The organism is Paraburkholderia sp. RL18-085-BIA-A, assembly GCF_046027075.1.
In the GTDB taxonomy this organism is placed as follows: Bacteria; Pseudomonadota; Gammaproteobacteria; order Burkholderiales; family Burkholderiaceae; genus Paraburkholderia.
Map to the genome: position 1 here is coordinate 1 of NZ_JARESU010000182.1, position 13,571 is coordinate 13,571.

Here is a 13,571-nt window from a genome sequence, read left to right on the forward strand (position 1 = left end):
CTGCTGGTGGCGGACGTTGTGGGCGGCCGCATGAACGGCTAATTCATCGGCCGAGGTCTGGTCACGCAGGGATACAGCAAAGCAATCTCGCGTTGCACGGGGCCTACGAGGACGCTTTCCATTCGGCAACGCGAGCCGCATCTACTCGAACGACAATACTGCGCTTTCCGACGCGGGGATTGCGGCGCACGTCCGCGCCTTTCTGGCCGGCATGTCGTCACACCCGCCGGCGCTGGAACCGGCCGGGCGTGACGCGCCGGGCAGTTTGCCGGTTCGGTGGATTCACCAGGCCGGCGGCCATCACTTTCTAACCGCCTCCGTCGCCTATGTGACTCACGTGCGTCCATCCTGGGCGGCGTTCCGTGCGTGCCCGATCTCCGCAGAATTCCCGCCATCTTGCTCTCCCACAGCTCACCCAGTGTCGAAGTTTTTCAAGTAATTCGTCTATCGACGATCACCAGGGTTGCGATTGAACCGGGAAGTTGATCAGACAAAATGGGGCGAAAAAGCTAGGGAAAACGGTATGCTGTGCTCAGCAGCCCTGCAGCATCTGCGGGGAAAAAATTTTTCACAATCTTTATATCGTCAATTGACGAGTTACGTTTTCGGAGATATCTTCACGTCTCAAGAGGTAGATGAATCAGCGGCTACGCCAATTGTGAACAGCGCCGCGTAACCCTTCGGAGCGAGCCATGAGTCACGTCGTCTATAGATTCGGGAACAGTCGTCGTCGATTTGTAAAGTTGTCGGCGGCCGCGGGGCTCGCTGACTCGACCGATTGTTCGCCGACAGACGACATCGCCTCGTTGCTGCCGGTCGGCTCCGATAGGTCTATCGGCCTGCAATGTTTGAGACAGTCGATGCTTTTTTTGTGTTGGCAGGGAACGCTCCTGCAAGGTCGGTGAACCCGTGACCCTGTCGATCAACCGCCGCCGTCTGCACCTTTCGATCAGGCGAGCGGCGTGAACCTGAAGGTGCAGAACCCATGAAACCCGCGGTATTTTCGTATCACCGGCCTCACACGCTTGAAGATGCGCTGTCGCTGCTCGCGCTGCACGGCTTTGACGCCAAAGTCATCGCGGGAGGGCAAAGCCTCGCGCCGATGATGAACATGCGCTTTGCGCAGCCGGCACATCTGATCGACCTCAACGCATTGCCGCAACTCAGCGGCGTGACGCTTGCGGATGAGTCGCTATCCATTGGCGCGATGACGCGCCATCACGAGGTGGCCACCAGTGGCACGGTGCGCGCCGCTTGCCCGCTGCTCGCGGAAGCGGCCGCGACCATTGGGCACTACGCGATTCGCCAGCGCGGCACGCTAGGGGGCAGCCTTGCCCATGCGGATCCTGCTGCGCAAATGCCGCTCGTTGCAAGCACACTGGGTGCGAGCATTGAGATTGTCGGACCGGACGGTAGCCGCGAGGTGCCGGCCACGGAGTTCCTGATTGCGGTGATGACGACCGATCTTGCCGCCGAAGAAATCATTCGAGCCGTGCATTTCCCGGTTGCACGCCTGGGCGAGCGGCACGCATTTGAAGTGTTTAGCAGGCGGCACGGCGACTTTGCGATTGCGGCTTGCGCACTTACCGCCATGGTCCATGGCAACAGATTCTCCAGTCTGCGCATTGGCCTCGGCGGCGTGGCGGACGTCCCGCTTGTGCTGGACGATCTCGCTGCGGGCTTCGTAGGCGCTCCGGTCGATGCGCCGACTCTTGCTGCAATCGCCGACGCGGTGGCTGGCGCTATCGAACCGTACGATCAACCGGACATCAGCGCCGCTTACCGGCGCGATCTCGTCAAGGCGCTCACGGCGCGAGCGTTGCAACGCGCCACGCGGTCGGTCGACACGACCTCCAATTGAATCATGGAAAAGAAAACGATTTATCTCGATGTGAACGGCACCCGTCACGAAGTGCATTGCGAGCCTCGCAAGCTCCTTTCCGATGTGCTTCGTGAAGACTGCCGTCTGACCGGCACGCACGTGGGCTGCGAGCACGGCGTGTGTGGCGCATGCACTGTGCTGATCGACGGCCGTCCGGCGCGCTCGTGCCTCGCCTACGCCGTTCAGATGGACGAAGCGCAGATCACCACGATCGAAGCTGTCGCGCAGGATGGCCGCCTCTCTCCGCTGCAGCAGGCGATGCATGAGTGTCATGGCCTGCAGTGCGGCTTTTGCACGCCGGGCATCGTGATGACCTTCGAGGCTTATCTGCGCGAGCACCCAAGCCCATCTGAGTCAGAGGTGCGCGAGGCGCTTTCCGGCAATCTGTGCCGCTGCACCGGGTACCAGAACATCGTCCGGGCGATCCTGCGCGCGGCCGCGCGGATGCGGGGGGAGAGCGCCGATGTCTGAGCAGACGTTTCGCTACCTCAACAAGGCGGTGCCGCGCCCCGAAGACTATCGCCTGCTGACGGGCTATGGTCGGTATCTCGACGATATCGAAATCGCGGGCGCCCTGCACGTGAGCTTCGTGCGCTCGCCGCATGCGCATGCGCGGATCGTTTCGGTCGATACCGCAGCGGCTATCGGCATGCCTGGTGTCGTGACCGTTGTCACCGGACGGGAGTTGGCTCAGTGGACCACGCCGATGCGTGTCGCTGCGCCAGTCGAGGGCTTGTTGCCGGTCGAGTTCGCAACGATGCCAACCGACATCGTGCGCTTTCAGGGCGATCTTGTCGCGTGTGTGGTTGCAACCGACCGGTACCTCGCAGAAGACGCGGCGGAGCAGGTCATGGTCGAGTTCGAGCCGTTGCCAGTGGTGACCGATATGTGGCAAGCGCTCGAAGCTGATGCCGCGCAAGTCGACCCAGGGGTGCCCGGCAACCTTGTGTCGCACCAGACCTACTCGAACGGCGACCCGCAGAGCGTGGCCCAGGGAGCCTACCGCGTGGTCGAAGCGACCTTTCAGCAGCAGCGGCAGACCCATGTGCCCATCGAAACGCGCGGTTGCGCAGCCGTCTGGGACGCCGGTCGCGACCACTTGACGTTCCACATCGGAACCCAGGTGCCGCATCCTTTGCGCACTCAGCTCGCGCAACGGCTCAGACTCAGCGAGTCGCAGGTGACGGTGATTTCGCCTGACGTCGGCGGTTCGTTCGGCCAGAAAATCGCGTTGTACCGCGAAGAGCTGACCGTTGCTGCACTCGCACGTCATTTGAAGCGGCCGGTGCGCTGGCGCGAAGACCGTCTCGAGAATCTGACCGCGGCGGCCAATTCCCGCGAAGACTTCTGCCGCACGCGCGCCGCGGTGGATGAGCACGGCACGCTGCTCGCGCTCGATCTGGAGATCCGCGAAGACTTCGGCGCGTATTGCTTCTTCCCGGCGAACTACCTTGCGCGCGTCGTCGCGATGGTGTTGAGTGGACCGTACCGGCTGCAGCATTACGCGTTCGACGTGAAGGTCGTGCTCAGTCACAAATGTGGCAATGCACCCATGCGCGCGCCGATGTCCATCACCAGCTGGGTCATGGAAGGCACGATGGAAGCGATTGCGCGCGAGCTGAAGCTGGATCCGGTCGAAGTGCGCCGCCGCAACCTGTTGACGCCGGAGGAACTGCCTTACCGCACGGCCACCGGCGAATTGCTGGCCGACATTACGCCGTCGCAGACCTTTGAGGCGGTGCTGGCGGCCTTCGACTACGACGCTTTTCGCGCGCGCCAGCAGGCGGCGCGGGCAGCCGGCCGCTATCTCGGGCTAGGCCTGTGCAACGTGGTCGAGCCGACGACGTATGGTTCGCGCTTTTATAAATCGGCCGGCATTCCGGGCTCGGGACACGAGGCAAGCTGGATTCGTATCGAGCCGAGTGGTGTCGTGAACGCGTCGGTGGGTCTCGGCCCCAGCGGACAGGGCTATGAAAGCGCAATGGCCAATGCGGTGGCTGAAGGCCTGGGCGTGGATCCTTCGAGTGTGCGCATTCATCTGGGCCACACCGATATCGCGCCATACGGGATGGGCAGCCGCGGCGCCCGCAGCGGCACGGCGGGCGGCGGCGCGCTCTATTTGTGCGCGCTCGATGCGCGCCGCAAGGTGCTCGCAATTGCCGCCGGTTGTCTCGAACTGCCCGATAGCGACTCGCTTCGACTTGTCGACGCGCGCGTCGAGCGCCGCAGCGGCGACGCGTGGGTCGAGACGGGTCTGACGCTCGCCGACGTGGCACGGCGTGCCTATATGGATCCTACTTCGCTGCCGCAGGGGCTCACGCCTGGCCTCGAGTTTCACCTGACCTATGATCCGCCGCCGATGACCTATTCGAATTCGACGCACGGATGCGAGATCGAGCTGGACGTGGCCACGGGTGCGATCCATTTTGCGCGCTACGTGATCGCCGAAGACTGCGGCACGCTGCTCAATCCCACCGTGGTGACAGGGCAGCAACACGGCGCAGTGGCGATGGGACTGTCCGGCGCGTTGTTCGAGCATACGCGCTACGACGAAACGGGACAGAACGTGACCGGCTCGCTGGCCGACTACCTGATCGCCACTTCGACCGAATTACCCAATTTCGAAATCATCCCGTTGCATACGCCTAGCCGCGCGACGGCCGCGGGCATCAAGGGGATGGCCGAAGGCGGCGTGATGGGCGCGCTCGGCGCCTTGACCAATGCCGTGAACGACGCGCTAGCGCCATTCGGCGTGGTGGCGGACCGTCACCCTTTGACTCCCATGCTGTTGCGCGACCTGCTGCGCGACAAACTCTGACCGGATCAAACAATCATGAATCAATCTGCAAGCAAACCCGCTGTCGGCTTTATCGGCCTCGGCATCATGGGTGCCTCGATGGCGGCGCGGCTCGCCGCAGCCGGCTATCCGTTGCACGTCTACAACCGTACGCGTGCGAAGGCCGAGCCGCTTATCGAAGCGGGCGCATCCTGGCACGCCACGCCGAAGGCACTCGCGGAAGCATCCGACGTGATCATCACGATCGTCGGCATGCCGGACGACGTGCGTGCGCTGTATCTCGGCGACGACGGTCTGATCGTGAACGCACGGCGCGATGCCGTGCTGATCGACATGACGACGTCGAGCCCGCAACTGGCCGAAGAGCTAGCCGCGCACGCCGCGGTTCGCGGCGTGCACATGCTGGACGCGCCCGTTTCGGGCGGCGATATCGGCGCGCGCGAGGGACGGCTGTCCATCATGGTGGGCGGCGCGGCCGACGTGCTCGCGCGCGTCGAGCCGATGCTGCGCTGCCTCGGCACGAACATCGTGCTGCAAGGCGGACCGGGCGCGGGTCAGCACACCAAGCTGTGCAATCAGATCGTGATCGCATCGACGATGCTGGGCGTGTGCGAAGGCCTGGCCTATGCGCACAGCGCCGGACTGGATCCGCAGACCGTATTGAGCGCGATCGGCGGTGGCGCGGCTGGCGGCTTCCAGTTGAACAACCTCGGACCGCGCATCGCGAAAGGCGATTTCGCGCCTGGCTTCTTTATCGAGCATTTCATCAAGGACATGCGGATTGCGCATGAGGAAGCCGCTCACATGGGACGTGAGTTGCCGGGTCTGGATCTGGTTCGCAGTCTTTATCAGAAGCTCGCCGAGCAAGGCTTTACGCGTAACGGCACCCAGGCGCTCTTCAAGCTTTACGAGCGCTGAGGAGCGGCGATGAAGTTAGCTGATCAATGCATTCTCCCCGCACGACCCGAGACCGTGTGGCGTGCGCTGAACGATCCTGCCGTGCTCGAGGCGTGTCTGCCCGGGTGTAAATCGCTCGCGATGCTGGACGAGCGGCATTTCGAGTCGACCGTGCAGATTCGCGTCGGTCCGGTGGCGGCGACCTTCAAAAGTAATGTGGAGTTGTCGGATCTCGATCCCCCCAGGGCTTACACGATTGTCGGCACGGGCAATGCGGGCGCAGTGGGCTTTGCGAAGGTCACCGCGCGCGTGCAACTCGAACCGCAAGCCGAGACGACCGTGCTCGCATACGACGCGGATGTCGAAATCGGCGGAAAGCTGATGAGCGTGGGGTCCCGCCTGATTCAGTCCGCGGCGGGCAAGAATCTCGACGCCTTCTTCGGCGCGCTGAAGGCGCACATCGAAAAGCAGTCGGCGCCCGCGAACTCTATGCCAGACATCGAGCCGGCGCCGCAAACACGGCCGGACAACGCGCCGCTGATCGGCGGCGTGCAACGTCAGCCGCATGGCGAGACGAAGCCGACCACCGTCATGCCAGAATCCGCCCCGACACCCGGCCTGCAGGTCTGGCTGGTCGGTGCAGGTTCGGGTCTGTTCGGCTTGCTGGTTGGATTTTTTATCGGGCACGCGGTTTGATGGTCCGGGTCGCGATGGTGGTGCCCGGTGAGCGCGCAGGCCAGGCACCGCTTTGAGTGGTGAGGAGGCTCGGCACGGCAATGCGTGAGCGCGCTGTGGTGGATCAAAAGCCGTTCCAGTGGCAACCTCGTTTGTTCTTTAGTCCAGCGTTTGATCAGATCCATTTTTCATTCGGCAGGAAGTTTCGTGAGCAGAAAAATAGTCATCCTAATGGAGTTGACCTGCCTTGCAGAGGCAGCTCACGTCGACGCCGAATCAGGTCGCGGTGTGCGCGGGCGGCCGTCACACCTTCTATGTTGCGGTGGAGTACAGGTCTGTCTGGCCGCGTGACAGTGTGTCCGGCGGCCGTCGTTTTGTGAGCGGTTGAATTGCAACAGGAGGCAATCATGCTGGTGGAAATGCGTACGTACCAGATTACGGCGGGAAAGGTGGGCGAGTTTCTGCAAATTTACGAGCGCGAGGGGCTTGAGATCATCAGTCAGTACGCACGGCTCAAGGGCTGCTGGACTAAAGACTCGGGTACGTTGAATTCGGTGGTGTTCTGCTGGGGCTATGACGACTATGCGCATCGCGCCGCGCAGCGCGCGAAGCTCGCCGCCGATCCCCATTGGCAAGCTTTCACGCCTCGCATCCTGCCGTACCTGGTGCATCAGGAATCGGTGTTCCTTGCGCCCGTGCCGTTTTGCCCGGCTGACTGAAGCAGCAGAAGTGGTGAATTTTTCTGACTGTCGGATGTGCAACGTTGCTTGTCGCGCCGCAGTCTGCTTGTGAGGTAATCAATGACTGAAGCTGAATTGCTGGACAACATGGTGACGTGGCGTCGTGCACTGCATGCGCACCCCGAGACCGCGTTCGAAGAAGTCTCGACGGCGCGGCTGGTTGCATCGGTACTGCGCGAGTACGGTTTTGAAGTGACCGAGGGAGTCGGCAAAACCGGTGTGGTCGGTACGCTGCGAAGGGGGAGCGGCCCTGCGCTCGGATTGCGTGCGGATATGGATGCGCTGCCGATGGTGGAGTACAACGAATTCGAGCACCGTTCGCAATGCCACGGAAAAATGCACGCATGCGGTCACGACGGCCACACCGCGATGCTGCTGGGCGCCGCCGCTTCGCTGAGCCGCGATACCGGTTGGCACGGCACGGTGCACGTGATCTTCCAGCCGGCCGAAGAGGTTGCGGGCGGCGGCCGCGTCATGGTCGAAGACGGACTTTTCGAGCGTTTCCCGTGTGACGCGGTATTCGGTCTGCACAACTGGCCTGGCTTGCCGCTCGGCCATTTCGCGATTAACCGTGGTCCGATGATGGCCTCGTTCGATACGTTCGAGATTCTGGTGGACGGCAAAGGCTCGCACGCCGCGATGCCGGAAGAGGGGATCGATGCGCTGGTCTGCGCGAGCCATGTCGTGATCGCGCTGCAGACTATCGTGAGCCGGCGCGTCTCGCCGAAGGAAGCATGCGTGGTGAGCGTCACGCAGATTCATGGCGGCGAGGCCTGGAATGTGTTGCCCGATCGCGCTGTGATTCGCGGCACCGTACGCTGCTTCGATGCCGGCGTGCAGGAGCTCGTCCGGAGCTTGCTGGACGAAATCGGCACACTGACCGCGCAGGCGCATGGCGCGAAAGCGACGCTGTCGTACCGCTACGGCTATCCGGCAACGGTCAATGCGCCCGCCGAAGCCGACGTGGCGCTCGAGGCGGCGCGCGCGACTGTCGGTGCTGCGAAGGTGACGCTGGGCTGTAAGCCGTCGATGGCCTCGGAAGACTTCGCGTTCATGGCGCAGGAGAGGCCGGGGGCGTATGTCTGGATGGGCGTCGACGGGTCCAGGCCTGGCGCCCCGCTTCACAACCCGCACTACGACTTCAATGACGACGCATTGGCTACCGGTGCGTCGTATTGGGTGAACCTCGTGAAGGCGTTTGGTGCTGCGCGTGTCTGAAGCCTCGCGCTGTCCTGTGCGACTACCTGGTCCGCAAGAGCTGCGGCGCCGGCCCCTCGAGACTCGATCACTTTCCGTGAGTCAGAGGCTGGCGCAGCTGCTGCGACGCGGTTTCGATCGTCACTTCGCTGTGTAGCAGGAACGTTGCCAATTCCGGCGCGCCCGGTTGAGCATCGGTTATCAGGGTCCAGTCGCGCTCGAGTGGTGTCCAGTGCTGCTGGCTCGCGCGATCCAGTTTGTGCGACGTCACCAGCACGAAGACGTTGGCCGCCTGCCTGATGATGCATTCCTTCAGATAGGCCTGCTCGGCGGTCGCCTCGCAGAGCCCACGGCCAGCGACTACACCGTCCGCGCCTAGAAAGGCCTTGTCGACGGACAGGCGGTTCAACGCGATCTGCGCGAGCGGCCCGAGCGTACTCATGCTAGAGGGCCGCAGGTCGCCGCCGATCAGCGTGACCGGCACGTCGCTCGATGCGAGCAGGCCAATTGCCAGCAGGTTGTTGGTGACCACCCGAATGTCGCGGCGCCCTGCCAGCAGCCGGGCCATTGCGGCGGTGGTGGTGCCGCCGTCGAGAAAGATGGTGTCGCCGTCCTGAACGTGGTTCACCGCCACCTGCGCGATCGCATCCTTTTGCTCGCGGAAACTTTCGCGCCGCAGATCGAGCGACTCTTCGGGTTCGTGAATCCCGACCGAGGCGGCCGCTCCGCCATACGTGCGCACGATGAGCCGTTCGTCGGCGAGCGCGCGCAGGTCGCGCCGCACGGTTGCTTCGGACATGCCGAAATGCTCGCACAGGGCGCCGACGTCGTTCATGCCGGATAGGACGGCCTTCAGCATTGCCTCGCGGCGGTTCGTAACTTTCATGGTGACAGAGAGGGTAGTGGGTCGTCCGGATGGTGCGCGCAAGAGGCGGGAAAGGCGCCGACGGGCGTAAGTGTAATCAAACCAGTGGTCGGGGCAACGCCGCAGGCAGGGCGCGCGGCGCCCGCGGCGTCATCACGGTATGCAAGTGCTTCTAGCCTATTTTGATCGTTTCAATCAATTTTGTCTCGCGTCCCGCATGAACCGACTTAATGCAGCAAATTTACTGACCTATCGAGCCTGTTGATGATTGAATTGCGCATAGTCGTTTCGTCACGTACACTCTGAATGATCGAATCAATCAATATATGTGATTGTATCGATCATTTTCAAACAGGAGACAATGATGGCCCAGCTTCCTATCAAGCGCGCGATCGAACGCGTCCCGGGCGGGATGATGATCGTTCCGCTGCTGTTCGGCGCACTGATCGCCACGTTCTTGCCGGGCATGCCGAAGTTTTTCGGCTCGTTCACGAATGCGCTGTTTACCGGCGCATTGCCGATCCTCGCCGTGTTCTATGTGTGCATGGGCTCGTCGATCGATGTGAAGGCGACGCCTTATCTGCTCAAGAAGGGCGGGGCGCTATTCGCGGCCAAGGTTGGGTCGGCGATTCTGGTGGGTGTCGTGCTGGGCCACTTTTTGGGTGAGCAGCCGGTTTCGTCCGGGCTGTTCGCGGGAATGTCGACGCTGGCGGTGGTCGCCGCGATGAACGACACGAACGGCGGCCTGTACATGGCGTTGATGGGTCAATATGGCAGGTCGGAAGACGTCGGCGCTTACACAGTCATGTCGCTCGAATCAGGTCCGTTCCTTACGATGGTCACGCTCGGCGTGGCCGGGCTGTCGGCGTTTCCGTGGCAGACGCTGGTCGGCAGCATCCTGCCGCTCGCGGCCGGCATGCTGCTCGGCAATCTGGACCGCGAGATGCGCAACTTTCTCGGCCGCGCCGTGCCTGTGATGATTCCGTTCTTCGCCTTGGCACTGGGCGCGAGCCTCGATCTGCACAGAGTATGGCAGGCCGGCCTGCTCGGCATGGGTCTCGGCGTCGCGGTGGTGATCGTGACGGGCATCCCTCTGTATTTGACCGATCGGCTGACCGGCGGCACGGGTGTCGCAGGCGTGGCGGCAGCCAATACGGCAGGCAACGGAGCGGCTGTGCCGGCGCTGATTGCAGCGGCCAACCCGGTCTATGCCGAGGCCGCGAAAAGCGCGACCTTGCTGGTCGCCTCGTGTGTCGTCGTGACTGCGATCGTGTCGCCGATCCTCACCGCGGCCGTCGCGAAGCGGGTTGGCAAGCATGCCGACGCCAGTCGCGCTGCCGCCCTGGAGGCGACCCGGTGAGCAACACGAGCATTCTGATCATCGCCGACGACCTGTCCGGCGCCGCCGACTGCGCGATTGCGTTCGCGGGTGCGGGGCGCAGTACGGCGGTTACGCTGAATGCGTCGCGCTCGATGGGCGCGGCGGAGGTGATCGCGGTGGACACGGACACACGCCGCATGCTGCCGGCCGAAGCCGCGCACTGCACCTGCGCCGCGTGGCTGGCGCAGCGCGGGCCGGGCCGGCGTCTGTACAAGAAAATCGATTCGACCTTGCGCGGCAACTGGGCAGCGGAAGTAGCCGCGTTGCAGCCGCTCGCGGGCCTCGCCGTCGTCGCCACGGCCTTTCCCGCGACCGGACGCACCGTGCGTGAGGGCCGCGTATTCGTGCGCGGCGTGCCGCTCGAAAACACGGAAACGTGGAAGCTGGAACACGCCGCGCATTGCGCAGACCTCAACGCCATGGTCGAGGCGGCCGGATTGCGCACCGCGGCTTTGGGTGTCGACGCGCTGCGTGGCGATCTGGCAGCGTTGCGCGATGCCATTGCCGCGGTGGCGAAGAGCGGCGCGCAGGCGCTCATCGTCGATGCGGAAACGGATGCGGATTTGAAGGCACTCGCGCAGGCGACGGCGTCGATGGACCAAGCTTTGTTCTGGGTCGGCTCAGGCGGTCTGGCTCGCGAACTGGCGTCGTTGAGCGACCTGTTCGACGTTGCCGCGGAAGCCGCGCAACACGTGCCGCCGGAGCCGGAGCAGCAGAGCAGCGCGATCCTGATTCTGGTGGGCAGCCTGTCCGCCGTCTCGGAACAGCAATGCACCATGCTGCGCGAGCGTGCGGGCGTGGGCGAACTGATCGTGCCGCCGGTCGTGCTGCGGGCCGGCGAGCTTCATCTGGAGTGGGCGGGCTGGCAAGCGCGCGTCGGCGCGCATCTGAGCGCGCACACCGACTTGCTGGTGCGAATTGGCCGCGACGATCGGTTCGATCCCGCCGAGGGCGCCCAATTGTCGGCGGCGCTCGCCTCGCTCGTCGCACCGTTTTTCACGCATCTGAGCGGCTTGATCGCGACGGGCGGCGAAACCGCGCGCGCAATGCTCGGTACAGCCGGCATCGACAGCCTGCAACTGCTTTCGGAAATCGAGCCGGGGGTGGCGGTGGGCCGCCCGCACGGCAACCCGCGCCTCACCGTCGTCACCAAAGCCGGCGCCTTTGGCAGCGAGCACGCGCTGTATGGCGCCTACGTTCATCTGCGGGGCGCACCGGAGTCCGCTTACAGCGAGTCCGGATCGACTCACCCGAGCGGCACAACGACATCTTCGCCGGCGCGCGAAACGAACCAACGTCATTCAGGCAAAACATCATGAGCAACTATCTTCCAGTCATCGGCATCACGATGGGCGACGCAGCGGGCGTGGGTCCGGAAATCGTCGTCAAGAGCTTGACGCACGAGTCCGTCTATCGGCAGTGCCGCCCGCTTGTCATCGGCGATGCGGCGCGCCTTGAGCAGGCCAACCGGATTGTCGGCGGCAGCACGAAAGTGCGCCGCATCGCGAAGCCGTCGGACGCGCAATATGAACGGGGCACCATCGACTGCATCGACCTCGCGCTGATTCCTGCCGACTTGCCTTTCGGCGCGCTGTCGGCGCTCGCAGGCGACGCCGCGTATCAGTACATCGCGCGCGCCGTCGAACTCGCGAAGGCCGACGAGATCGATGCGATCTGCACGGCGCCGCTGAACAAGGAAGCGTTGCACGCCGGCGGTCACAAGTATCCCGGCCACACTGAAATGCTCGCGCACCTCACGGGCATCGAGGAGGTGTCGATGATGCTGGTCGCACCGAAACTGCGTGTGATTCACGTGACGACACACATCGGCATTATCGATGCGATCCGCAAGATCGAGCCGGGCCTCGTGCAACGCACGCTCGAGCGAGGTCATGCGACGCTGGTAAAAGCGGGCATTGCCAATCCGCGCATCGCCGTGTGCGGCATCAACCCGCATGCTGGCGAAAATGGCCTGTTCGGTTATGGCGAGGAAGAGGAAAAGATCGTTCCGGCCGTGCAGATCTTGCGCGAACGCGGCTGGAACATCGAAGGCCCGCTCCCTGCCGACACACTGTTCTTCCGTGCGGGACGCGGCGACTTCGATCTGGTGGTGGCGATGTACCACGATCAGGGCCATGGTCCGGTCAAGGTGCTCGGCCTCGAAGCCGGCGTCAACGTGACGGTGGGCCTCGATGTGATCCGTACCTCGGTCGATCACGGAACGGCGTTCGATATCGCGGGCAAAGGCATCGCTGACGAACGCAGCCTGCTCGAAGCACTGCGTCAAGGCGCCGAACTCGCGACGCGCCGCGTCTGACGCGGCTTGAAATGGATGTATGTGCACGGTGCCGCCCGCTCGCGCGGAGTGACAGCGTGCCGTTAGGGCTGTAGTTGCAATGCTTATGCACACACGACGCACTGAAGACTTTCGCGAAAGGCTACTCGAAGCGGGTGTCGCGCTATTCGCCGAAACGGGTTATCACGGCACCGGCGTAAAAGACATCGTCGAGCGTGCCGGCGTGCCGAAAGGCTCGTTCTACAACTACTTCGAGAGTAAAGAGGTATTCGGCGCCGCGATTCTGCATCACTACGCGCAGGAGCAGGCCGCCGAATGGAAGCAGTATTCGCTCGAAGCGGCGTCAGCTGATCCGCTACTCGCGCTTCGCGGTATCTACGTGCGCATCGTAGCCGACTACGAAGACTGTGAGGACCGCTACGGTTGTCTGGTCGGCAACTTTGCAGGCGAGATTGCGCAGTCGAGCGATCTGTGCCGGCTCGCTGCGCGCAGGACGGTCACTGAATGGCGTGTCGGCTGTGCCGATTATCTGCGGCGCGGCCAGGAATACGGTTCCGTGCGGCGCGATCTTTCGGCCGATGCAATGGCTGACCTTTTCTGGAACGCGTGGGAAGGCAGCCTGCTGCGCATGAAGCTGGACGACTCGGTCGAGCCGCTGAAGGCTTGTGTGGATTCAATGTTCGATCTGTTTTTCAAATCCCCGCGGTAACGGTCGTCGCTGGTCTGAACGGCGTCTGGTTTCAATCCGGGCAACCGTTTATTCCGGTTTGAGACGACCGGTCATTTGAATGTAAGAAAGAGAGACTCAATGCAGAACTTTACGTTTCACAACCCCACACGA

The 13,571-nt window shown here is 63.2% G+C and carries 12 protein-coding genes; 11 read left to right on the forward strand and 1 reads right to left on the reverse strand.

The window, feature by feature from the left end:
- Nucleotides 1-985 precede the first annotated feature (985 nt).
- From P0D89_RS46705 to P0D89_RS46735, 7 genes are all read left to right on the forward strand, one after another.
- Nucleotides 986-1,861 (forward strand): FAD binding domain-containing protein, encoded by an 876-nt coding sequence (locus tag P0D89_RS46705; RefSeq protein ID WP_408368995.1) that lies wholly within the window; start codon nt 986-988, stop codon nt 1,859-1,861.
- A gap of 3 nt (nt 1,862-1,864) precedes the next feature.
- On the forward strand, nt 1,865-2,353 hold the full coding sequence (locus tag P0D89_RS46710) for a (2Fe-2S)-binding protein (RefSeq protein WP_408368997.1): 489 nt from the start codon (nt 1,865-1,867) through the stop codon (nt 2,351-2,353).
- A complete protein-coding gene (locus tag P0D89_RS46715) occupies nt 2,346-4,700 on the forward strand; it encodes a xanthine dehydrogenase family protein molybdopterin-binding subunit (protein ID WP_408368999.1) in 2,355 nt (784 codons plus the stop codon). Before P0D89_RS46710 ends, P0D89_RS46715 begins: the two co-directional genes overlap by 8 nt.
- Before the next feature lie 15 nt (nt 4,701-4,715).
- Nucleotides 4,716-5,597: an NAD(P)-dependent oxidoreductase gene (locus P0D89_RS46720; RefSeq protein ID WP_408369001.1), complete on the forward strand. Its 882-nt coding sequence runs from the start codon at nt 4,716-4,718 to the stop codon at nt 5,595-5,597.
- 9 nt (nt 5,598-5,606) lie between these two features.
- The gene (locus P0D89_RS46725; RefSeq protein ID WP_408369003.1) at nt 5,607-6,272 is read left to right on the forward strand and encodes an SRPBCC family protein; all 666 of its coding nucleotides are present in this window, start codon (nt 5,607-5,609) and stop codon (nt 6,270-6,272) included.
- A gap of 386 nt (nt 6,273-6,658) precedes the next feature.
- The gene (locus P0D89_RS46730) at nt 6,659-6,970 is read left to right on the forward strand and encodes an NIPSNAP family protein (protein WP_149668926.1); all 312 of its coding nucleotides are present in this window, start codon (nt 6,659-6,661) and stop codon (nt 6,968-6,970) included.
- 81 nt (nt 6,971-7,051) lie between these two features.
- Nucleotides 7,052-8,209 carry a M20 aminoacylase family protein gene (locus P0D89_RS46735; protein ID WP_408369005.1) on the forward strand — a complete coding sequence of 386 codons (1,158 nt, stop codon included), beginning with the start codon at nt 7,052-7,054 and terminating at the stop codon, nt 8,207-8,209.
- Between the two features lie 67 nt (nt 8,210-8,276).
- On the opposite strand, the gene P0D89_RS46740 is transcribed toward P0D89_RS46735, so the two are convergent.
- Nucleotides 8,277-9,074, reverse strand: a complete 798-nt coding sequence (locus P0D89_RS46740) for a DeoR/GlpR family DNA-binding transcription regulator (protein WP_408369007.1) — start codon at nt 9,072-9,074, stop codon at nt 8,277-8,279.
- Between the two features lie 343 nt (nt 9,075-9,417).
- Here P0D89_RS46740 and P0D89_RS46745 point away from each other — a divergent pair, with 343 nt between their 5' ends.
- From P0D89_RS46745 to P0D89_RS46760, 4 genes are all read left to right on the forward strand, one after another.
- The gene (locus tag P0D89_RS46745) at nt 9,418-10,413 is read left to right on the forward strand and encodes a 2-keto-3-deoxygluconate permease (protein WP_408369009.1); all 996 of its coding nucleotides are present in this window, start codon (nt 9,418-9,420) and stop codon (nt 10,411-10,413) included.
- Nucleotides 10,410-11,753, forward strand: a complete 1,344-nt coding sequence (locus tag P0D89_RS46750; RefSeq protein WP_408369011.1) for a four-carbon acid sugar kinase family protein — start codon at nt 10,410-10,412, stop codon at nt 11,751-11,753. The genes P0D89_RS46745 and P0D89_RS46750 overlap by 4 nt, the downstream gene beginning before the upstream one ends.
- On the forward strand, nt 11,750-12,751 hold the full coding sequence (gene pdxA / locus P0D89_RS46755; protein ID WP_408378818.1) for a 4-hydroxythreonine-4-phosphate dehydrogenase PdxA: 1,002 nt from the start codon (nt 11,750-11,752) through the stop codon (nt 12,749-12,751). Before P0D89_RS46750 ends, pdxA begins: the two co-directional genes overlap by 4 nt.
- Before the next feature lie 85 nt (nt 12,752-12,836).
- On the forward strand, nt 12,837-13,439 hold the full coding sequence (locus P0D89_RS46760) for a TetR/AcrR family transcriptional regulator (RefSeq protein ID WP_408369015.1): 603 nt from the start codon (nt 12,837-12,839) through the stop codon (nt 13,437-13,439).
- Nucleotides 13,440-13,571: the final 132 nt, after the last annotated feature.

What these genes read in the sequence shown, in the direction of transcription:
- P0D89_RS46705 (WP_408368995.1), top strand. Translation starts at nt 986, where the DNA reads ATGAAACCCGCGGTATTTTCGTATCACCGGCCTCACACGCTTGAAGAT.
- P0D89_RS46710 (WP_408368997.1), top strand. Translation starts at nt 1,865, where the DNA reads ATGGAAAAGAAAACGATTTATCTCGATGTGAACGGCACCCGTCACGAA.
- P0D89_RS46715 (WP_408368999.1), top strand. Translation starts at nt 2,346, where the DNA reads ATGTCTGAGCAGACGTTTCGCTACCTCAACAAGGCGGTGCCGCGCCCC.
- P0D89_RS46720 (WP_408369001.1), top strand. Translation starts at nt 4,716, where the DNA reads ATGAATCAATCTGCAAGCAAACCCGCTGTCGGCTTTATCGGCCTCGGC.
- P0D89_RS46725 (WP_408369003.1), top strand. Translation starts at nt 5,607, where the DNA reads ATGAAGTTAGCTGATCAATGCATTCTCCCCGCACGACCCGAGACCGTG.
- P0D89_RS46730 (WP_149668926.1), top strand. Translation starts at nt 6,659, where the DNA reads ATGCTGGTGGAAATGCGTACGTACCAGATTACGGCGGGAAAGGTGGGC.
- P0D89_RS46735 (WP_408369005.1), top strand. Translation starts at nt 7,052, where the DNA reads ATGACTGAAGCTGAATTGCTGGACAACATGGTGACGTGGCGTCGTGCA.
- P0D89_RS46740 (WP_408369007.1), bottom strand. Translation starts at nt 9,074, where the DNA reads ATGAAAGTTACGAACCGCCGCGAGGCAATGCTGAAGGCCGTCCTATCC.
- P0D89_RS46745 (WP_408369009.1), top strand. Translation starts at nt 9,418, where the DNA reads ATGGCCCAGCTTCCTATCAAGCGCGCGATCGAACGCGTCCCGGGCGGG.
- pdxA (WP_408378818.1), top strand. Translation starts at nt 11,750, where the DNA reads ATGAGCAACTATCTTCCAGTCATCGGCATCACGATGGGCGACGCAGCG.
- P0D89_RS46760 (WP_408369015.1), top strand. Translation starts at nt 12,837, where the DNA reads ATGCACACACGACGCACTGAAGACTTTCGCGAAAGGCTACTCGAAGCG.